General features: G+C 43.8%; 17 protein-coding genes. 8 read left to right on the top strand and 9 right to left on the bottom strand.

Going from position 1 to position 21,528, the window contains the following annotated elements; translation table 11 throughout:
- Positions 1 to 252 precede the first annotated feature (252 nt).
- Entirely contained in the window at positions 253 to 1,098 is an 846-nt protein-coding gene (locus ACTD55_RS08510; RefSeq protein WP_438863899.1) for a LysR substrate-binding domain-containing protein, read from the top strand.
- A 113-nt stretch (positions 1,099 to 1,211) separates the two neighbouring features.
- Here the strand turns inward: ACTD55_RS08510 and gnd are convergent, their stop codons facing one another.
- The 5 genes from gnd to ACTD55_RS08535 form a co-directional block, all read right to left on the bottom strand.
- Positions 1,212 to 2,663, bottom strand: a complete 1,452-nt coding sequence (gnd, locus tag ACTD55_RS08515) for a decarboxylating NADP(+)-dependent phosphogluconate dehydrogenase (RefSeq protein WP_438863900.1) — start codon at positions 2,661 to 2,663, stop codon at positions 1,212 to 1,214.
- Positions 2,664 to 2,903: 240 nt separating this feature from the next.
- Entirely contained in the window at positions 2,904 to 3,920 is a 1,017-nt protein-coding gene (locus ACTD55_RS08520; protein ID WP_438863901.1) for a DUF4340 domain-containing protein, read from the bottom strand.
- Positions 3,917 to 5,755 carry a GldG family protein gene (locus ACTD55_RS08525; RefSeq protein ID WP_438863902.1) on the bottom strand — a complete coding sequence of 613 codons (1,839 nt, stop codon included), beginning with the start codon at positions 5,753 to 5,755 and terminating at the stop codon, positions 3,917 to 3,919. The genes ACTD55_RS08520 and ACTD55_RS08525 overlap by 4 nt, the downstream gene beginning before the upstream one ends.
- Positions 5,756 to 5,757: 2 nt before the next feature.
- Positions 5,758 to 6,492 (bottom strand): ABC transporter permease subunit, encoded by a 735-nt coding sequence (locus ACTD55_RS08530; RefSeq protein WP_438863903.1) that lies wholly within the window; start codon positions 6,490 to 6,492, stop codon positions 5,758 to 5,760.
- A complete protein-coding gene (locus ACTD55_RS08535; protein WP_438863904.1) occupies positions 6,489 to 7,415 on the bottom strand; it encodes an ABC transporter ATP-binding protein in 927 nt (308 codons plus the stop codon). The genes ACTD55_RS08530 and ACTD55_RS08535 overlap by 4 nt, the downstream gene beginning before the upstream one ends.
- 357 nt (positions 7,416 to 7,772) lie before the next feature.
- Between ACTD55_RS08535 and tsaA the strand changes: the two genes are divergently transcribed.
- The 4 genes from tsaA to ACTD55_RS08555 all read left to right on the top strand — a co-directional run bounded on the left by tsaA (position 7,773) and on the right by ACTD55_RS08555 (position 12,036).
- Positions 7,773 to 8,468 carry a tRNA (N6-threonylcarbamoyladenosine(37)-N6)-methyltransferase TrmO gene (gene tsaA / locus ACTD55_RS08540; RefSeq protein WP_438863905.1) on the top strand — a complete coding sequence of 232 codons (696 nt, stop codon included), beginning with the start codon at positions 7,773 to 7,775 and terminating at the stop codon, positions 8,466 to 8,468.
- A gap of 85 nt (positions 8,469 to 8,553) precedes the next feature.
- Complete coding sequence (locus ACTD55_RS08545) at positions 8,554 to 10,263, top strand: proline--tRNA ligase (RefSeq protein ID WP_438863906.1); 1,710 nt, start codon at positions 8,554 to 8,556, stop codon at positions 10,261 to 10,263.
- A 236-nt stretch (positions 10,264 to 10,499) separates the two neighbouring features.
- A complete protein-coding gene (gene cysK / locus ACTD55_RS08550; protein ID WP_438863907.1) occupies positions 10,500 to 11,465 on the top strand; it encodes a cysteine synthase A in 966 nt (321 codons plus the stop codon).
- Positions 11,466 to 11,601: 136 nt separating this feature from the next.
- On the top strand, positions 11,602 to 12,036 hold the full coding sequence (locus ACTD55_RS08555; RefSeq protein ID WP_438863908.1) for a hypothetical protein: 435 nt from the start codon (positions 11,602 to 11,604) through the stop codon (positions 12,034 to 12,036).
- Between the two features lie 31 nt (positions 12,037 to 12,067).
- Here the strand turns inward: ACTD55_RS08555 and ggt are convergent, their stop codons facing one another.
- The gene (gene ggt / locus ACTD55_RS08560; RefSeq protein ID WP_438863909.1) at positions 12,068 to 13,804 is read right to left on the bottom strand and encodes a gamma-glutamyltransferase; all 1,737 of its coding nucleotides are present in this window, start codon (positions 13,802 to 13,804) and stop codon (positions 12,068 to 12,070) included.
- A gap of 52 nt (positions 13,805 to 13,856) precedes the next feature.
- Positions 13,857 to 14,621, bottom strand: a complete 765-nt coding sequence (locus ACTD55_RS08565) for an enoyl-CoA hydratase (protein WP_438863910.1) — start codon at positions 14,619 to 14,621, stop codon at positions 13,857 to 13,859.
- Positions 14,622 to 14,829: 208 nt separating this feature from the next.
- On the opposite strand from ACTD55_RS08565, the gene rrtA reads away from it, so the two are divergent.
- Positions 14,830 to 15,426 (top strand): rhombosortase, encoded by a 597-nt coding sequence (gene rrtA / locus ACTD55_RS08570; RefSeq protein WP_438863911.1) that lies wholly within the window; start codon positions 14,830 to 14,832, stop codon positions 15,424 to 15,426.
- A gap of 35 nt (positions 15,427 to 15,461) precedes the next feature.
- Here the strand turns inward: rrtA and ACTD55_RS08575 are convergent, their stop codons facing one another.
- Entirely contained in the window at positions 15,462 to 17,948 is a 2,487-nt protein-coding gene (locus ACTD55_RS08575; protein ID WP_438863912.1) for a prolyl oligopeptidase family serine peptidase, read from the bottom strand.
- A 205-nt stretch (positions 17,949 to 18,153) separates the two neighbouring features.
- On the opposite strand from ACTD55_RS08575, the gene ACTD55_RS08580 reads away from it, so the two are divergent.
- Positions 18,154 to 18,705: a glutathione peroxidase gene (locus tag ACTD55_RS08580; protein WP_438863913.1), complete on the top strand. Its 552-nt coding sequence runs from the start codon at positions 18,154 to 18,156 to the stop codon at positions 18,703 to 18,705.
- A gap of 631 nt (positions 18,706 to 19,336) precedes the next feature.
- Here the strand turns inward: ACTD55_RS08580 and ACTD55_RS08585 are convergent.
- Positions 19,337 to 19,933 (bottom strand): lysophospholipid acyltransferase family protein, encoded by a 597-nt coding sequence (locus ACTD55_RS08585; RefSeq protein WP_438863914.1) that lies wholly within the window; start codon positions 19,931 to 19,933, stop codon positions 19,337 to 19,339.
- Between the two features lie 356 nt (positions 19,934 to 20,289).
- Here ACTD55_RS08585 and ACTD55_RS08590 point away from each other — a divergent pair, with 356 nt between their 5' ends.
- Positions 20,290 to 21,480 (top strand): aromatic amino acid transaminase, encoded by a 1,191-nt coding sequence (locus tag ACTD55_RS08590; protein WP_438863915.1) that lies wholly within the window; start codon positions 20,290 to 20,292, stop codon positions 21,478 to 21,480.
- The last annotated feature ends 48 nt before the right edge of the window (positions 21,481 to 21,528 follow it).

Raw genomic sequence — 21,528 nt, forward strand, 5'->3', positions numbered from 1 at the left:
GACAACAAATTGATAATTCAAATGATTAGATAAGTATTATTTATGTATAATACAAAAATCATGAGGTTTATTAATCTTGGGTAGAAGCGCATTGTTTGCTGCCTTCTGGTTCCGGGGATCCAGAACCTGTCGAAGGGTAACGGTTAGCTGTTTAGCTCGTAGCTCGTAGCTCGTAGCTCGTAGCTCGTAGCTCGTAGCTCGTAGCTCGTAGCTCGTAGCTCGTAGCTCGTAAAAATATATTGTTGGACCGATATGAAACAACTTTCTTTAGATAATTTACGTACCTTTGTCACTGTTATTGATAGCGGCGGCTATGCCAAAGCGGGGGAAATTCTGGGCCGCACCCAACCGGCTATCAGTCTGCAAATACGGAACCTGGAAGATAAACTGGGCAAAAAGCTGTTTGATAAAATCGGTCAGCGACATCAGGTAAATATTGAAGGTCGACAGCTTTATCAGCAAGCCCGCGCCATGCTAGCTATTAACGATGATATTTTTCGCCAGTTTGAGCAATCCTCGCTACGGGGGCGTTTACGTCTGGGTATTCCCAGCGAGTTTGCCACCACCCTATTACCCGGCATTGTCGGTGAATTCAGCAAAATTTATCCTGATGTGGCATTGGAAGTCACATCGGCCTTAAGTAAGTCCTTGTTGAGTGATCAAAAACTACCGGAATTTGATTTGGTGATGGCTCTGGTCGATCCGGATAAACACAGTGATGGCGAAGTGATCCGCGATGATGATTTAGTCTGGGTGGGTAATCGCTTCCAACCTATCAGTACCGATGGCTTATCACTGGTATTGGCACCGGATGGGTGTGTGTATCGCAGCCGGGTTATTAACCGGTTAAAACAGCAAACCTTACAATGGCGTATTAGCTATACCAATGCAGATTTAACCGGTTTAACTGTGGCTATCCAGCAAGGTCTGGGCATTACTGCGCTGGCTCGCGCCAGTGTGCCAAAAGAGTTGAGCATTTTGCGAAGTGAGCACTTACCTGAACTGGGTAAAATTAAAATCTGTTTATTTAACCAAAGCCGCAATCACCCGCAAGCCACCGGCAGGCTGGCTGAGTTTATTAAGGCACGGTTGGGGTAGTCGCTGCTGATCAACGATATCAATCCGCGGCATCATTTCCGCTAAGCTGGCGATAAACGCGAACCATAAAAAAGGTGAGCCAGTGCTCACCTTTCTATCTAAACCAATCTTACCTAAACGTTATAGGTTGATGATGCAGTATCACCACCACGGCCAGTCCAGTTAGTGTGGAAGAATTCACCCCGTTCACGATCTAAACGCTCATAGGTGTGAGCACCAAAGTAATCACGCTGTGCTTGCAGTAAGTTAGCCGGTAAACGGGCATGACGATAACCGTCAAAGTAACTTAATGCCGAGGTTAATGTCGGAGTGGGTACCCCGTTCATCGCGGCGGTCGCCACGACTCGGCGCCAGCCATCTTGTGCCGCATGCATTTTTTCCACAAAATAGTCATCGACCAGTAAGTTGGTCAGTTCCGGATTGCGATCAAAGGCATCTTTGATTTTATTCAGGAAAGTCGAACGGATAATACAACCACCACGCCACATTAACGCGATGCCACCGTAGTTCAGATCCCAACCGGCTTGCTTGGCCGCTTCACGCATTAATACGTAACCTTGTGCGTAAGACACAATCTTGGACGCTAACAAGGCTTGGCGAATATCTTCGATAAAGGCTTTTTTATCGCCATCGAAAGAGGCTTTAGGACCAGACAGGATCTTGGACGCAGCAACACGCTCGTCTTTTTGAGCTGATAAACAACGGGCAAATACCGCTTCGCCAATTAAGGTTAAGGGTACGCCTTCTTCCAGTGCTGAAACGGCTGTCCATTTACCGGTGCCTTTTTGTCCGGCCGTATCGAGAATTTTTTCTACCAGCGGTTCGCCGTCTTCTTTATAAGCCAGAATGTCGCGGGTAATTTCAATCAGGTAGCTATCCAGCTCACCTTCATTCCACTCTTTAAATACTTCGTGCATCTCGTCGGCAGACAAGCCAAGCAGTTCTTTCATGATTTGATAGGCTTCACAAATCAGCTGCATATCGCCGTATTCGATACCGTTATGGACCATTTTTACAAAGTGGCCTGCACCGTCTTCACCCACCCAGTCACAACAAGGTGTACCATCTTCCACTTTGGCAGAAATACTCTGGAAAATATCTTTTACCGCGGGCCACGCAGCCACCGAACCACCGGGCATAATAGAAGGCCCAGTTAATGCGCCTTCTTCACCACCAGAAACACCGGTACCGATGTACAACAAACCTTTGCTTTCCAGGTACTTGGTACGACGGTTAGAATCAGGGAAATGAGTATTCCCGCCATCAATGATGATGTCACCTTTATCCAGATGCGGGATCAACTGCTCAATCATGTCATCAACAGCTTGGCCGGCTTTAACCATCAACATAATCTTGCGCGGTTGAGCTAACGAGTTAACCAATTCTTCAATACTAAACGCACCACGGATCGACTTGCCCTGAGCTCGGCCATTAATAAATTTTTCAACTTTTTCGGCTGAACGATTATATGCCGTAACCGTAAACCCTTTGCTTGCCATGTTCAGAATTAGGTTTTCACCCATGACTGCCAGACCAACCAGGCCGATATCCGATAGTTCTTTCATAGTATATTTTAGCTCGTAGTTAAATGTGGGCGATAATGTAGTGGTTCAGGCCGACGGACTCAAGTCAAAATAAGCCCCTGTTCCGCATTTGAAGCACTAAACCGCTAAGAGGCGGGTATTCTACTAATAATTCAGCCAATAGACCAATGGGCGCTTAGGAACTTTTGATCTTTTATATTCAACATTGCGGAGAATATAAAAGATCAAACGGATTATTGCTCTGCACCGCAAAAGCGCCAGTTACTTCGGCGCTTCTCCTTCATCGGTGACGGTTTCAGACATCGGCAATTCAGGCTTGTCTTCCTGCAAAAAGTCTTGCAAGGTTTTATTTAGTTGCTGTGCAGAGAAACTGGAGATCTGATAAATACGATTCAACCAGTACTTGCCCACTTGGTCAGCACTGAAGCGCAAGTAATGAGTATCATCCTTTTTAGCCAGTTGTAATGTATACATCTGGCCGTCAAAGGTAGTGATATTAAGTTGTAACGTGGGCTCAAATGTTTGCCAAAGTGTTTCATCATTGGGTTGGGTTTGCTCAAAATTCAACTTGGCAATCGTCGTTACGACTGAATTCAAAACACCAGGATATTTAAGCAAACGTCCCGCAGGCAAATTTAGCAAACTGAAATTGGTTTGTTCCGAATCAGTTTTAGAAATCTCCCAGCCCTTTTCACCGAGTCGCTGTACATGCTGAATGGCTTGTAATTCAGCCGGTAAAATAGGTTGTTTGAGCCATTCTGTATCAGATAACGGCAGACTTAAGGTTTGATCAATTAACCAGGTTTGGTTCTGGTCGGGAAAGCGTACATATTGTCCTGCCCCACGATCAGGGCTTGAGCCTATCAGCAATGACCAACTTTTTTGTCCAGCGCTAAGGGTTACTTTAGTCGCTAAGCTGTCCTGATTACTCAGATCTTGTAAGCCCAGACGATCAAAATATTCCGGCTTGCTGGTTTTGGGCTGAATTTTCTGTGCCGCAACCAGTCCTTTTAACAATTTAGCCAGTTTTTCTTGGTCAACCGGATAATTATTCATCTGTGCAATCAACCACTGGCCTTCGACCAATTGGGTATCAAAATCCAACCCTTGGGCTTTCTCGATATGAATATGATCCAGTTTGGCCACGTTGGCTTTTAAATCATCAAACAGGATACCTTTTTCCGGCAAGGCGCCTGCGTCATTTTTATTCATTACCAACACCCCAGCCACAAGAGCTAAAACGATGGCAAATACCAATATGCCTATTTGTTTGTTCATATTAATCCTCGGCTGGCTTTTTTACGGATTATTCGCGCCATTAATCCTAACAGCAAGACTAACAATATTGGCGCAACAGCGATATTCAATAACTTCAATAGACTGCCCAGATTCTCTATATCCATATCCAATTGATGACGCACTTCGCGTAATTCTTTACGGATATGAATTTTTTTCTGCATAAACTGATCGACAGCTTGTTGTTGCTGATCATTTAACACCAACATCCCCCCTTCAGCTTGCTGGCTTTGCAATTGAGTTAATTGTTGTTCAGTCTGTTGTAGTTCCTGCTGCAAAACTTGCTCTTTCTCGCGGAAGCGTTGCTCGGCTTTGACCGTTAATTGATCAACAACTTCAAATGGACGGGCAAAGGTACCACGACTACGCACACTAATCAGTGCGTTGCTGCCCCCAAGATTTTCCACTGCATTGGTCACAAAATCACCATTATTTGCAAATGGCGTAAACACAGTTTGCCCAAAGAAATTAGATTGGCTGCCCCAAAAACGGTCTGTGAGTAAATCCGAATCAGCTACCACAATCAAATTAAGTTGTTTGGTTTGGCTAATAAAACTGTCTACTTCCACACCATTTGGCACTTGGTCAAAGGCAGACGAAGCCTTGCCGGATACCCGCGCGGCCAAGGTATAACGCTGATTTTTGGATTTAAAGTTGTTCGCCAGTGCCTGAACATCTCTTGTCACACCATAGGTTGCACTATCGACCAGATCCGTATTATCAGAGCTATAAATAAGCGGAGTCCATTGAATTGAACTATCTTTGACTTTGCTTAACGCCCCAACCGAAGCGGCATTAATCACATCCAAACCACTAGTCACGACATCATCGGCGTCGAGCATATCGCCCTGTAACCCCAAGTATCCCATATGGCGTTCAACACCACTTTGAGTGCGAATATCCAAGCCAGAGGCAGCGTCTAACACCACCTGTGTCGGATCAAACTGCACACCCCAACTGGTTAATAATTTGGATAGTTGCGAACCACCACCGGCTCCTCCCATTGCTGCCATTGGATCCGCTTCACTGTGAGGATCCACAAACGCTAATATCTTGCCGCCTCGCATGGCGTATTGATCAATGGAGAATTGTAGTTCTTCGCTATAACCAGTGGGGTTAACCAACATTAATACATCCGTATCTTCGGGTACGACACTTGCGTCATTCCCCAGTTTTTGTACGGTATATAACTGCTGTAACTGAGTAAATATTGTCCAGGGTGGATCCATTTGACCGGTCATCGGGTTTTGGCCCCCCATCACCGGTAAATCGGTGATTACTGACACATTGACTTGCTTGGGATCACTCAACTGATAAATCAGCTTACTAATTTCATATTCAAGGAAAGATTCCTGTTGGGGATCGAAAAAGGCAATGGTTTTTTGATCATCATAAGCATTGCTTCCCGCCAAACCCAAATAGACGGCATCTCCGCCATTACCCAAGGTTGCTCCGGTTAAGCCAAACTGAGTGGCACGATCTTCGGCCTCGGAAAACGGTACCGGATCAATCTCATGCAGGATAATTTTACCATCCGATGCGCTGGCATATTCTTGTAGCAAACTCTCCACCCGGTTAGCGTAATTACGCAAGCTGGTCATGCCGTTGGACGCTTTATCAGAATAGAAAAAATACAAATGAATGGGTTCGTCAATTTCTTGCAGAATTTGCTTACTACCATCCGATAAGGAGTAAACCTGATCTTCAGTCAAATCCAATCGAACCGAGCTAAACAATAGGTTATTAATCAATACTAATGCGGTAAACACCACCACTAACAGAATGGCGGTAAAGGTATTAGAAAACTTTTTCAACATGATTACTCTGCCTTTTTCTGTTCAATGACACGCAATCCGGCATACAGCCAAACGCCAATAATAATCAGGAAATATCCCACGTCGTTCAAGGCTAAAACGCCTTTGGCCATGGCCTGAAAGTGGGTTAAAAAACTGAAAGACGCTAACGTATCGAGTAATACTGTAGGTAACCATTCTTTAAAGGCATTTAGCACCATATCGCTGCCGCTTAAAACAAAGATAAAGCACAACACCACCGCTAAAATAAATGCGACAACCTGACTTTTTGATAACGCAGACATGCATAAACCAATGGCTAAAAATGCGCCTGACATCAGCCAACTGCCAATATACGCGGCCACAATAATGCCGTTATCCGGATTGCCTAAATAGTTAACCGTTATCCATAACGGGAAGGTTAATAACAGCGATAATCCAAGCACTGCCCACGCAGCCAAAAATTTGCCTAACATGGCTTGCCAAATAGTAATGGGTAAGGTCATTAATAATTCGATGGTGCCGCTTTTACGCTCTTCGGACCAAGTCCGCATCGCCATGGCGGGCACTAAAAATAAATAAAGCCAAGGATGGAAATTGAAAAAGGGCAGTAAGTCGGCCTGACCTCTTTCATACAGTCCTCCAAAATTAAACGCAAATACCCCGCTTAAAATGAGAAAGATTGCGATAAACACATAAGCCACCGGAGTAGCAAAAAAGCTGGCAAACTCTCGACGAAAAATAATCAATGTATTGTTCATGCTGCCGCTCCTCCCGTGGTCATCTGACGAAATACATCATCCAGTCGACCTTGCTCGGTGAACAAGGTATCAACCGGCAAATTACGCTGCTGAATATGCTCTGCAATCAGCGGGAGAATGTCGGCGTCACGTTCCGGGAATAGTGTCACTTTGCCGTTGTTCTTATCGACTTCCATGGACTCCACACCGGTAATTTCAGCCAAACCGGAAATATCGGCCAATTGACTAAAATGCATGGTGACCGCCTGATAATAGCGAGACTTTTTAATCAGGTCGTCAGGGCTGGCATCAAACAACATTTTGCCTTCGGCAATAATCATGGCGCGATTACATACGGCGCTCACTTCTTCAAGAATATGGGTAGAGATAATGACAATCTTGTCAGTAGACAAATTTTGAATTAACTGACGTACTTGATGCTTTTGATTCGGATCCAGCCCGTCGGTCGGTTCATCCAGTATAAGAATATCCGGATCATGCAATATCGCTTGTGCCAACCCTACCCGGCGTTTAAAGCCTTTGGATAAGTTCTCAATAGGCCGGTCTAACATATCCTGAATTTCAACTTGGGCAACCACCTGCTTGATCCGCTGGCGTTTTTTATCACCGCTTAAGCCGCGAATATCGGCAATAAAACTCAAAAATTGCAAGGCAGTCATATCGCCGTAAGCCGGCGCGCCTTCAGGCAAATAACCAATGTGTTTCTGTATTTGATTGGCCGATTCAGGCATTGGCATATCGGCAATCCGAATTTCACCGGCGGTGGGCATTAAAAAGCCGGTTAACATTTTCATTGTGGTGGATTTTCCGGCGCCATTGGGGCCGAGAAAGCCAACAATATCACCTGCCTTAATATCGAAAGATAAGTTGTCAACGGCTTTAAAGTCACCGAATGACATGGACAAATTCTTAACGGAGATCATAAACATCCTCTAAATGATCGAAGATAAATAATACGCATTGACTTAGAGTATCAGGATATAGAGCTGTTCAGTACGTTTTCAAGTCGAAGTAGCTCACCAATATCTGATGTTGGACTGACAACGTGAAAATTTAAAAATTCCGCACTCATGAATAATCTTACGTATTTTTAACGCTGGGGATAAAAAAACGGACCAGGAGCCTAGGCTCGTTGGTCCGTAAAAATGTTCCGGGAAGAACTATGTCGAATAGGACTATATCGATAAAGTGTTGTTAAATTATGACAAGAATTCCAAGAGTTGTTGCAAGGTATGTCCTAATGGCAGAATAGCGCAATTGATTCACTCGGTTTTTTACCCATGCAACTCGATCCCATTGCTGTTATTCATAGTCCTTACAAACAAAAGTTTGCCATCCCCCGTCAACCGGGTTTAGTCCCGGAGGCAATCGGTGAAATTGAGTTTTATCCCGACTATGCCGATCCCAATATACTGCGGGGAATCGAACAATTTAGTCACTTATGGTTACTGTTTCAGTTTCATCAAACCGCTGATAAAGGTTGGTCGCCGTTGGTTCGGCCACCGCGTTTAGGTGGTAATCAAAAAATCGGCGTATTCGCTACCCGTAGCACCTTTCGCCCCAATCCTGTTGGAATGTCGGTGGTGGAACAGGTGAGTTGGCAGCATCAAAATAAGAAATTAATCCTGACCGTGCGCGGTATTGATTTGCTCGATGGCACACCGATACTGGATATTAAACCCTATATCCCTTATTCCGATGCCATTGGTGATGCGCAAGGGGGCTTTGCCGAAACTAAACCATCAAATTTAAATAACATTGACTTTAGTCCCGCTGCCACGTTGCAATTAACCAAGCATCAGGTTGAGTATCCCCAGTTAGCCGCCTTGATCAGCAACGTACTAGCTCAGGATCCGCGCCCTGCCTACAAGAAAAATAATCAACAAAAACAACATTATGCAATGAGCCTGTATCATTTTAATATTCGCTGGCAAGTCGAAAATGAGCAGACTTTAGTACTGGCCATCGAAGAATAATTCACTAGTGCTTTAGCACAGCGCATAGCGCTGATAGAATAGCCGCCAATTTTGCCGATTAACTTTATTTTTGGTACCTAAAACCATGCGCAGTAGCCAATATTTACTCTCTACCCAAAAAGAAACACCTGCCGATGCTGAAGTCATCAGTCACCAACTTATGCTCAGAGCAGGGCTTATTCGTAAACTGGCATCCGGCTTATACACTTGGTTACCGACAGGTTTGCGGGTGCTCAATAAAGTCACGCAGATTGTGCGTGAAGAAATGGATAAGGCCGGCGCCATTGAAATTTTGATGCCGGTAGTACAACCTGCCGATTTATGGCAAGAATCCGGTCGTTGGGATGAATACGGCCCTGAATTATTACGCATAAAAGATCGTCAGCAACGGGACTTTGTGTTGGGGCCAACCCATGAAGAAGTCATTACTGATTTGGTTAAAAATGAAGTCAGCAGTTACAAACAACTGCCATTGAATTTATATCAAGTCCAAACCAAATTCCGTGATGAAATTCGTCCTCGATTTGGTGTCATGCGTGGTCGTGAGTTCACCATGAAGGATGCCTATTCCTTCCATTTAAGCGAAGAATGTCTGGGTAAAACCTATCAGGATATGTTCAACGCGTATTGCAATATCTTTGAACGTATTGGGCTGGATTTCCGTCCGGTCATGGCGGATGGCGGTTCTATTGGTGGCAGTGTGTCACACGAATTTCATGTATTAGCTGACTCCGGTGAAGATGATATTGTGTTTAGTAACAGTTCTGACTTTGCCGCCAATATCGAAATGGCCGAAGCGATCTCAACGGCAACAGAAGCGGCAGCCCCCACCGCTGAGATGCAGCGGGTAGAGACACCCAACGCTAAAACCATCAATGAGCTGGTTGAGCAATTCGCGATCAGTATCGACAAAACCGTTAAAACACTGATTGTTAAAGGTAGTGAAGAATCGAAACATAAACTGATCGCATTGATTGTGCGTGGCGATCATGAATTAAATGAAATCAAGGCAGAAAAACTGCCAGATGTGGCAGCTCCTTTGACCTTTGCCAGCGACACTGAAATTCGTGAACTGGTTGGCGCTGGGCCCGGTTCATTAGGGCCGGTTAATTTGCCCATGCCCGTGATTGTTGATCGCAGTGTGGCGGTAATGAGTGATTTTGCCGCTGGTGCCAATACCGATGGTCAGCACTGGTTTAATATTAATTGGCAGCGCGACTTACCGTTGCCGCAAGTGGCTGATATTCGTAACGTACAAGCCGGTGATCCGTCACCTGATGGCAAAGGTACACTGGAGATAAAACGCGGTATTGAAGTGGGACATATTTTCCAGTTAGGTGATAAATACTCCAAAGCCATGAAGTGCGGAGTCCTAACGGAGTCGGGTAAACATCAGACCTTGACGATGGGTTGTTATGGTATTGGGGTATCCCGTATTGTGGCAGCCGCCATTGAACAGAATCACGACAAGTTCGGTATTATCTGGCCGGATGCCATCGCTCCTTTTAAAGTCGCGTTAATCCCGATGAATATGTATAAATCCCATCGTATTCAACAAGCCGCTGAAAAATTATATGCAGAGCTGACTGCTGCTGGCATAGAGGTATTTTTCGATGATCGTAAAGAGCGCCCCGGTGTTATGTTTAATGATATGGAGCTACTCGGTATTCCCCACTCAATCGTGATTGGCGAACGTAATTTGGATAATAATGAAGTGGAATACAAATCCCGTCGTAGTGGTGAAAAACAGTTACTGACTCTGGACAAGGTGACGAGTTTTCTTCAAACCTTGTAAATTTCACTCTGCTAAGTAAATAAGGGATCCCTCTAAGGCGAGCTTGTAGCTCGCCTTAGTTCGTTATAACAATATGATATAGCGAAAAAACTGTTTGTTTTTATGCCCAGCGTGTTTATCTTTAAGATCTATTGTTGTTAATTGCGTTAACAACATACATGCACACAAGCCAGACCTTTATTTGGTTGATTTTTTATGAGGTCTGAAATCATCAATAAAAACGGCAAGGAAAATCCATGCAAGTATTCGAAGATAATTCCCTATCCATTGGTAATACTCCACTGGTCAAATTAAACCGTGTGACCAGCGGCAATGTGTTTGCCAAAATTGAATCACGTAACCCAAGTGCTAGCGTTAAATGCCGTATCGGCGCGAATATGATTTGGGATGCAGAAAAGCGCGGTATCTTAGTTAAAGGCAAAGAACTGGTTGAACCGACCAGCGGTAATACCGGTATCGCATTAGCGTTTGTCGCTGCCTCCAGAGGGTATGCATTAACACTCACCATGCCGTCTACGATGAGTTTGGAACGACGCAAATTATTAAAAGCGTTGGGTGCCAATATTGTATTGACTGAAGGTCCAAAGGGCATGAACGGCGCCATTAACAAAGCTAAAGAAATCGTCGCTTCTGATCCGGACAAATATGTCCTGCTAGGTCAATTTGATAACCCGGCTAACCCGGAAATTCATGAGAAAACCACTGGCCCGGAAATCTGGAATGCCACTGACGGTAATGTGGATATTTTTGTTGCTGGCGTTGGTACTGGCGGAACCATTACCGGGGTCGCCCGATATTTGAAAAAGACACAAGGCAAAGCCGTTCAATGTGTTGCCGTAGAACCTACCGATTCTCCGGTTATTACCCAGGCTAAAGCGGGCGAAGAGCTTACACCGGGACCACACAAAATTCAGGGTATTGGTGCAGGGTTTATTCCCGGCAACCTTGATTTAGAGTTAGTCGATGCGGTTGAGCAAGTCAGTAATGACGATGCCATGGCAATGGCTCATCAATTGATGAAACAGGAAGGTATTCTAGCCGGCATTTCATCTGGTGCCGCGGTTGTTGCAGCCAAGCGTTTGGCCGAACGTCCGGAAAATGCAGGTAAGAATATAGTCGTTATTTTACCCAGTTCTGCAGAACGTTATTTGAGTAGTCCATTGTTTGCCGGACAATTCACCGAAGCGGAATTAGAGCAGTAATCAGCCTTCAGGGAAGCGGTTACCACACTGGTTAGCGCTTCCCATCCCCTCTCCCTGCCTTTACAAAATGCCCAAATCATCGCAGACTAAAGCCCCCTAATCTGGATAGGTTTTATCTCTGCTCATGGTTGAAAGAATGCGTCGTATTTTTACTCTTCTCACCACTATCGTATTACTCAGTGGTTGTTTTGATGCCATTGAACAACAAGTGACTATTGATGGTACACCCGAAGATGCCGCACTTAATTTTTTTGATGCGCTTTATAACAAACGGGATCTGGAACAAGTGCTGTATTTATCTTCGCCTCGAATGAAACGCTTAGTTAAATCCTACGCATCAATCAATAATGTGCAACGTCATCTGCTCAATTTATCTTACGATAAAGTCAAGATTGCACTAGATACCGGCAACAGTAAGTTACGTACCCAATTTTCGAAAAACTCGAAAATATCGATATTTTTTAGTGGCACTTACTTTGACGATAAAATTGAGGACTTGCGTATTGCACAAATGAAAAAGGTCGATGGTAAATGGCGGGTTGATCGGGTAGAAGAAGGCGGCTTTTTTTAGCCGCCCATTATCACTCAAACCACGACGTTATTTATTCTGTTACCACCACGCCTTCACGACGGGGATCCGCCCCACCAATTAAGGTCCCGTTTCGTATTTCAATGCCATGTAAACCGCTGTTTAAATCCGTCAACACCACCCGATGTCCCATTGCTTCAAGGGGTTGTTTAAGCTTTTCCAGTGGCGTGTTTGCTTCCAGTTCAGTATATAAGTTGCGGTTTACTACTTTAGGTAAATTAATCGCTTGCTGCACATCCATTCCCCAATCCAGTACTGCAATCAGGCTTTGTGCAACATAATCGATAATTTTACTTCCTCCGGGAGAACCAATAATGAGAATCGGTTTTTCCTGCTTATTAAATACAATGGTCGGCGACATCGAACTGCGCGGGCGTTTGCCGGGTTCAATCCGGTTAAGTAACCAGCGATCACCATTTTTAGGCCTAGTGGCAAAGTCTGTCATCTGATTATTTAATAAAAATCCCCCCACCATAACACCAGAGCCAAAGCCCATTTCAATGCTGCTGGTCATGGATAAAGCGTTACCATATTTATCCACAATAGAAAAATGACTGGTATTGGGAATTTCGTATGAATTATCCAATCCCAACGCCGAAGGAGGATAAGGTTGACCCGGTTTAGCCCGTCCCATATCTTGCAATGGATTAATTTTTTCTGCCCGGCGATGCAAATAACTTTGATTGATCAGTGCCGCAAATGGAAGGTGAGTAAAGTCGGTATCAGCCATATACATATCACGGTCGGCAAAGGCCAACCGCGATGCCTGAGTAAACAAGTGCACGGCTTGCGGACTATTAGGGGCCAAGTCCTGCATGTTTTTATCTTCTAGCATTAGCATAATTTGCAGTACCGTTAACCCACCGGAACTGGGTGGCCCCATTCCACAAATGCTAACTTGCTTATAATCACCACAGGCAGGTGGCCGCTCTAACGCTTGATAGTTTTGCAAATCACTAAGTTGCAACGCACCGGGGTTGACGGGCGATTGCTGAACGGCATCAACAATCATCTGAGCCAAAGGGCCATTATAAAAATAATCCGCGCCATTTTTAGCAATACCCAATAAGGATTCTGACAGTGATTTATTCAGTAGGATCTGTCCTGCTTTCAGTGGTTTGCCTGAGGGGTAAAAATACAAATTTGCCGGAGCCATGTTTTTCAGCCCGGGATGAATTTCCTGATTCAACAAGCTGGCCAACCGGGGTGACACACGAAAACCCCCTTCGGCTAATTGCGCGGCATCATAAAACAGGCTGCTCCAGGGCAATTTACCAAAGCGTTGATGAGCCATTTCCAACATCTTTAATACGCCCGGCACACCAACCGCACGGCCACCTTGTACCGCATCTTGCCAGCTGGCCACTTTGCCATATTTATCAGTGAACAAATACGCGTTCACTTTTCTGGGCGCCATCTCACGACCATCAAAGCTATGTAATTTACCGCTCTTTTTATCCCAGTAGAGCATAAATGCCCCACCACCAATACCTGATGATTGCGGTTCAACCAAAGTGAGTGTGGCCTGAATCGCAATAGCCGCATCAATCGCCGTTCCACCTTGTTTGAGAATTTTTTTGCCAATCCAGGCAGCATAAGGATTAGCCACACTAAGCATATAATCCTTGCCGCTCAGTGCCTGTTTGGCCTGATAGCCCGTGTTCGCTTCAGGCTCTCTGTCACTTGCCTGTATTTGCGCCACGGCATTAGCCGCTAGCAACCACATTCCCAGTAAAATTATTCGACTCATTTTGTCCTTCATCAGCCAGTCAATACCTTATTTAGTCAGTTTCAGACGTTGTTCAATTATATTTTGCCGGATCAGGACGACGTTTTTGTAAAAACGCATTAAACGCTTCTTTGGCCGCTTCGCTTTCTAGCTGTTGAATAAAAATATCCAGTTCCTCATCCATATGCGTCATGACATTGTCACCGTCTGACTTCATTAATGCCTTGGTGGAACGCATGGCTTGGCGAGGTTTACTGACCAGTTTTGCGATGACTTGATTAACATGTTCTGTCAGCGCTTGCGTATCCAGGCTCTGGTTAACCAGACCAAACTGTTCGGCTTGATTGGCATTGAAGGGTTCCCCTAACATCAACCATTCTGCGGCCTTACGGTGTCCTGCCAAACGCGGTAACAAATAGCTGGCAGCGTATTCAGGCACTAAAGCCAAATTAATAAAGGGTAAAACAAATTGGGTATTTTCTTCGCAATAGACCAAGTCACAATGCAGCAACATGGTTGTACCGATACCGACTGCGAGACCATGTACTTGCGCCACAACGGGTTTGGTGCAGTTCATTAATGCTTTCATAAAACGAACGGTTTGACCTAAAGCGGCATTTTCACTGGCCGAGGCGAAATCAGACAAGTCATTACCGGCAGTAAAACAGTCCCCTTCCCCTTTGATTAAAATAACTCGGATCTCATCATCTTGCTCAGCTTGAATGATGGCATCAGCCATTTGTTGATACATTGCAAAAGTCAGGGAGTTTTTTCGTTCTACCCGATCCATACTGATTGTTAAGCAATGTTGTTGTTGCACAATTTTGATATGTGACATGAGCGCCTCTTTGCAAATATGCTCTTGATTGACCGTTCGCTTTTGATTGACAGTTCAAGGTTCAGCGTTAATTTTAGGGTATCATACTGTATAAACTCACCTGAGTTCTATATAAGCATTTGAATTGAAATGTAATTTACATAGAAACTACAGCGCTTATCTTGAGCTCAAGTGAACGATTACATTTCTGTATTAGATGGAATTGAAGTTGAATTTACCAATTAAACCAACCCAAGTCAGTGGCCCATTATTTATTTTACTGCTCGCCAGCTGCGGTTACCTGCTAGAACCACTTTCCACTCAATGGCTTGGTTATGATCGAATATTGATTGAACAACAGCAATATTGGCGTTTATTAACCGGCAATCTATTACATACCAATCTAAATCATCTTTTACTTAATGGCGCTGGTTTAATTTTATTATGGGCATTACATGGCGAGTATTATCGCAGTATCACTTACCTAACCTTATTTAGTTTTTGTGCGGTGATCTGCACCGGCGGACTTTACCTATATGCGACAGACATGATCTGGTATGTGGGACTTTCCGGGGTGCTGCATGGTTTGTTGGTATGGGGTGCCTGTGTTGATATACAACACAAGATGAAATCCGGTTGGGTGCTGCTGTTAGCAGTATGGCTAAAAATTGGCTACGAACAAATTGTTGGCCCCAATGCTGAAGTCGCCCAGCTGATTAATGCCAATATTGCCACAGACGCCCATTTATTTGGCGCCTGTGGCGGTTTAATCTGGATTGCCGCCAGCCTTATTTATACACGTTCAAGGCAATCCCGATCTGAATAACCAACAATAGTTAACCTATTCAGATCGTCTGCGATTTATAACTCCCGCTCAAATAATTTATATATCCGCTTATATTCATCCAGCCAAGAACTGGGCTGCACAAAGCCATGAGACTCTACCGGGAATAGTGCTGTTTCAAAATTATCTTTATGTAACTCAATTAAACGTTGCACCAATCGCACGGTATCCACAAAAAATACATTACTGTCCACCATGGGCGCATTAATCAATAACGGCTTTTGCAATCCTTCAGCGAAATAAATCGGTGAGCTGCGCTCATAGGCAATAGGATCGATATCCGGGGTATTGAGGATATTAGAGGTATAGCCATGATTATAATGGGCCCAGTCAGCTACCGGACGCAACGCCGCCCCAGCCTGAAACAGATCCGGTTGGGTAAAGAGTGACATATAGGTCAAAAAGCCACCGTAAGAACCACCATAGGTACCGATACGTTGACGATCCACATGAGCATTGGCCACTAACCAGTTCACCCCATCACGTAAATCATCAACTTCCGGTTTACCCATATGCCGATAAATAGCCGTACGCCAATCACGTCCATAACCTCGAGAGGCACGATAGTCCATATCCATTACCACATAACCTTGCTGGGCTAATAAACTATGGAACATAAATTCATGAAAATAATCCGACCATCCTAAGTGGGAATTCTGTAAATACCCTGCCCCATGAGTAAACATGACTGCCTTTTTAGCGGCGCCCTGCTGAACATTTTTTGGATAATAGACTTTGGCGTAAATGGGTTGTTGAGTATGACTTGATGGCACGGGCACAACATCGGGAACCGTCCACGGAAGATCCAGAAACGCTTTACTTACGGTATGGGTTAAACGCGTCACCTTTGCACCAGCACTAGCTTGTTGCAAGTACAATTCAGGTGGCAAACTCAGTTTAGAATGGGTTAACAGCAATTGCTGTTGATCGGGACTTAACTGATATTCAGTCATCCCTTTTAAATCGGTTAACTGTTCGGTTTTTTTCGAATCTAACCCAACGCGATAAATCTCGTAAACACCAGGATGAGATTGATTGGCCTGGTAATAAATGTACTGGTCGTCTTGGGTAAGTGTCAGATTGTCCACCTCAAATTGACCACTGACTAATGCTTTGGCTTTTTGTCCTGGTACTTGAGTATACAAATTGGCATAACCGGATTTTTCCGACAAGTAGTACAAGGTCTCACTATTATTTAACCAGCCAAAACTGTTAAAACGATAATTAATCCATGCATCATCATGTAAACGATCTTGGCTAATGAGAGTTTTATTAGCCAGGTCTACCGTTGCTAACCAACGATCTTTATTGTCCCACGCTTCCAGCATGACGGCGACTTGATCGCCTTTTGCTTGCCACTGAATCGCACTTCCCTGCCAATACCAGTCTTCCAGCAAAACTATATCTCTGGGTAAACGATTAGTTTGGTAAGTTTCCCCTTTACGTTGGGCATTTTCCTGTTTAACGCTGGCTAATACATCTTCGTTATAGCCGGGCAAATGGTTATAGGACAGATGTTGAGCAGTATGATTAACCAAATCCAGTAACCATAACTGATGATTAACCGGCTTGGCATCGGCGACTCGTTGACGAGCAGGTAACGCTTTAATTCGACCGTCTTCATTGACATAACTGGGCATAATATCGCCATTATCTGTCGACTTAGGTTCTGGCTGTAACGCCAAAATCAACCATTTACCATTGGGCGATAAACTGACTTGTACGGTTTGTAATCCTTCAGGTAAGTAAAACGGCTGACTGGCAATACTGCTATTCTGCTGGGTTAACAAACGCTGATAATTAAAATTAGCTTGGCGATCCGCGCGTTTTTGTGCCACTACTTGAATCAGTTTTTGTTGTTCAGAAGCTATGTAATCAGCTGGTTTTTCAAGTGCTTGTGGTTGTTCTTTAAATTGCCAGTCAGCCAGTTTTTCAATCATGCCATTTACGGGATCAAGGGCAAAAACCTGATCACCGGATTGATAACTTAAACGACCATCGAGTAGAAAGGTCAAATTGTCAGCATCAATATTGCCTTTACTCAGTTGTCGTACCGCGCCGTTTGGCAGGGATTTAATAAATAAATTGCCCTCAAATTGCCACGCGGCCTGTTTACCATCATGACTAAGTACCCGATTTTGATAGGCGTGCTGATGTAACGTAGCCAAGGACACCAGCTCACCATTATCCTGCGCTCCTAACGGTTTGCGCCACAAATCCTCAATAGGCTGACCTTGACGTTTACGTGAGTAATACACTGCATCACTATTATCTGCCCAATAGGCTTGCTCTGGTTGACGCCCTAACCAATCTGGATCTGCCATAATTTGTTCCAGCGTAATGGCACCATCCGCAGGAGTAGTTGCGGGACTCCCTTTAACGACTTGTACAGTCGCGGCAGGTTGATATTCTACTGACGATGACGGAGATTGACTCGTGGCGGCACAAGCCATTAAAGAAGCAGTGAGTAAACTGACGAACAAGAAACGCGTTGTTTTGAGCATAATATTGTTTTGAATTAATACATCGGTGTCGCTATTTAACGTAAACTCGACGGGTTTGGCAAATTCAACCGCAAATCTATTCGCTGGTACTGTTAAAAGTTTGTGCCGCTGATAAATTAATTTCCATTTATTGGAAAGAAATTAGCCCAATCACCTATCTATTCAACGACAACGGATTTTAATGCTTTGCAATTTGGAGAATATAATGAAAAAACTTTTAATCGCGATTAGCCTGTTAGCCACCAGTACCGCTGCACTGGCGGAATGTCCTGATTTACTTAAATTTGTAAAACGTAAATTAAACTCACAAGAAACCGTCAACTTGTGTGAAAGCTATGCCGGTAAAACATTATTAATTGTTAATACGGCCAGCTATTGTGGCTTCACTCCCCAATTTGAAGGGCTCGAAGCACTATATGCAAAATATAAAGACAAGGGTTTTAGCGTGCTGGGGTTTCCTTCTCATGATTTTAACCAGGAAGATAATGATGAAGGTAAAACCGCTGAACTATGTGAATTGACTTACGGGGTTAAGTTTCCAATGTTTGAACCTATTGCAGTTCGCGGTGATGACGCCGATCCGTTATACCGGATGCTGGCTAAAAAATCAGGTACCACACCTAAATGGAATTTTTATAAATACCTGATCGATGCACAAGGCAATGTAGTTGAATCATACAGCTCAATGACCAAACCACAGGATGAAGACTTTATTGCCACGTTAGAAAAAACGTTAGCCAAACAGCAAGAAATGTAGCTCTCAGAGATTACCGCTTAAGGATCTTTACCTTAGTTTTTGTTGTCTTCAGAAAATAAAAAAGCGCCGGTCCTCGGCGCTAATATTTTGATACGACCAATATTGTGAGCTATTCAAATAAGACTTCTACCCTGATTTTTTTATACGTAAGCTGACATAGAGCAAAGGGTAACCACCAGTAAATAAAAACCTATCCTTAAAAATATTCTCATAACGTGCTCCTTGTTTTGGTACCGACAATTTGTTGATAGTTTATATCGGTAGGGCGTAAATTTTAGAATATTTAATTTTTTTTGCCAGTTTTTCACCGATAAAAAAACGAATACGATTGCAGCAAGTTCAAGCATAAAAAATTAACTATTCGAATCAATGACTAAGGCTTACAAGATGAGTTACGCCGGCAGGATGAGCCCTATATTGTAAAGATAAACAGACGCTATCAGAGGATAGTCGCTAGAGATTCGCATCCCCCAAGATAAAAAAATCCCGCCAAAAGGCGGGATAAATATACACTCAACTTGGAACACACTTTAGCTGCAATTACTAACTGCATGAATTTAGTCCACTCGCGGCGTAATAAGTTCAACTTATTTGCCTTTATTCGTAAAAAAAATGTAAAGGCTTAATAAAGCTAGCTTTTTTGCGGGTATTTAGCGGTGACATTGGCATAAAAATCACGCACTTTTTGCATTTCCACATCCAAATCATCACTCACGGGATAGCAAGGACCAAAGCCCACCACCTTGCGTTTAAAATCAAAGTAAATTAATAACAGCGGCACATTGGCCTGATTAGCAATTTGCAAGAAACCGCTTTTCCACTGTTCAACTTTACTGCGAGTGCCTTCCGGCGCCATGGCTAACATCAAATATTCCGATTGCTCAAACTTTTCGGCTAACTGTGCAACTAAACCATGGGAACGGGAACGCTCAATAGGGATGCCGCCAAACTTCTTCAATAACCCGGCAAAAGGCCAAATGAAAATACTGTGTTTACCAAAAAAGGATAATTTCAAACGCAAGGCAAATACCGACGCCATACCAATAACAAAATCCCAGTTTGAGGTGTGAGGCGCGACCGCCGCAACAAATTTTTTATGTGGCGGGTATTCCCCTTCAAAAGTCCAGCCCATGAATTGTAATACTTTACAACCAAGCCATTGGGTAAATGTGTTTCCCAAACGGGGGACAGAGGCAGGAATATCCAATAATTCTAATTTTTTTGGCATAACGTCGATAATGTTCTTTGGGAATAATTTAAATTGATGAGTGATACTGTCTCAAGCAAGCAATAATGTCGAGTTATTGTCTCAATATGTCATTTTATGACCATGCGGCCACCATGATTTTCGACTCATTATGGTGGTAGTTAGCGCCGAATTTAATGCATTACGGCTACGATTAATAACGAATTTTTCCACCTTGCCAAAAAATGGGCCGACAAGTCATATTTAATTTCAAATTGTGCTGAAAAATCACCACGTTTGTTATTATAATGCCGGGGTGTTGTTGAGCACTAAAGGCTAATAATGCACCCAATAATTCACGAATATTCTTTCCACTTATTAAATTGACCGAGGCGACCATGTTTGAAGTACTTCCACAACTCCCTGCTGATCCGATTTTGGGTTTATCTGCCGCATATAAACAAGATACAAATCCACATAAAATCGATTTGGGTGTCGGTGTCTACAAAGATGAGCAAGGTCGAACCCCTATTTTACAGGCGGTGCAAAAAGCACAACAAATACTATTAGCCAACGAAGATTCTAAAACCTATATCACTCAGCAAGGTGTGCAAGGTTATATCGACGGTATGTTGAGTTTAATTCTGGGTGCCGGCCATCCTGCTTTGCTTGAAAACCGGGTTTCTGGTGTTCAGGCTCCAGGTGGTTGTGGTGCACTGCGTATTTTGGCTGAGTTACTCACCCGTTGTGATAAAGATTTAACCGTTTGGGTCAGTGATCCTACCTGGGCTAACCATATCCCGTTAATTGGCAATGCCGGATTAACTATTAAAACTTATCCTTATTTCGATAAAGCCAATGCCTGCATCAAATTTGATCAAATGACCGATTGTTTGTCCCAAGTTAAAAAAGGCGACGTGGTGTTGTTACATGGATGCTGCCATAACCCGACTGGTGCTGATTTAACTCATGAGCAATGGCAAACCGTATTGGAAATTGCCCAGCAGACCGGCTTTGTGCCTTTTATTGATATTGCCTATCAAGGTTTTGGCGATGGTCTAGAAGAAGATGTTTACGGAGTACGTTTATTAGCTGCGAATTTACCCGAAGTGATTATTGCTGCGTCTTGCTCGAAAAACTTTGGTTTATACCGTGAGCGTGTTGGTTTGGCCGCAATGATCACGCCCAATACACAAACTCGCGATATCACTCAGTCACAAATTCAAAATGTTGCTCGGGGAATATACTCAATGCCGCCTTCATACGGTGGTGCATTGGTTGATATTATTTTAAATGATCCAGAACTTAAATCCTTATGGATGAGCGAAGTCACGGATATGCGCGTACGGATGCAATCACTGCGCGCAATGTTAGTGAATAAATTGGTTGAAAAAGGTGCCAGTAAAGATTTTAGTTTTGTTAATCAACAAAAAGGCATGTTCTCTTTCTTGTGCATCAGCCCAGAGCAAGTTGACAAGTTGATCAATGAACACAGCGTCTATCTGGTGGGCTCTAGTCGCGTCAATATCGCTGGTATCAGCAATCAGAATGTCGATGCCTTGGCCGACGCCTTAGTCGCGGTTTTATAAACCACATTTTATACATATCGATAAAATGTTAATCAGGCACCTTCGGGT

The sequence above is a fragment of the Neptunicella sp. genome, from assembly GCF_048268085.1.
GTDB lineage: Bacteria > Pseudomonadota > Gammaproteobacteria > Enterobacterales > Alteromonadaceae > Neptunicella.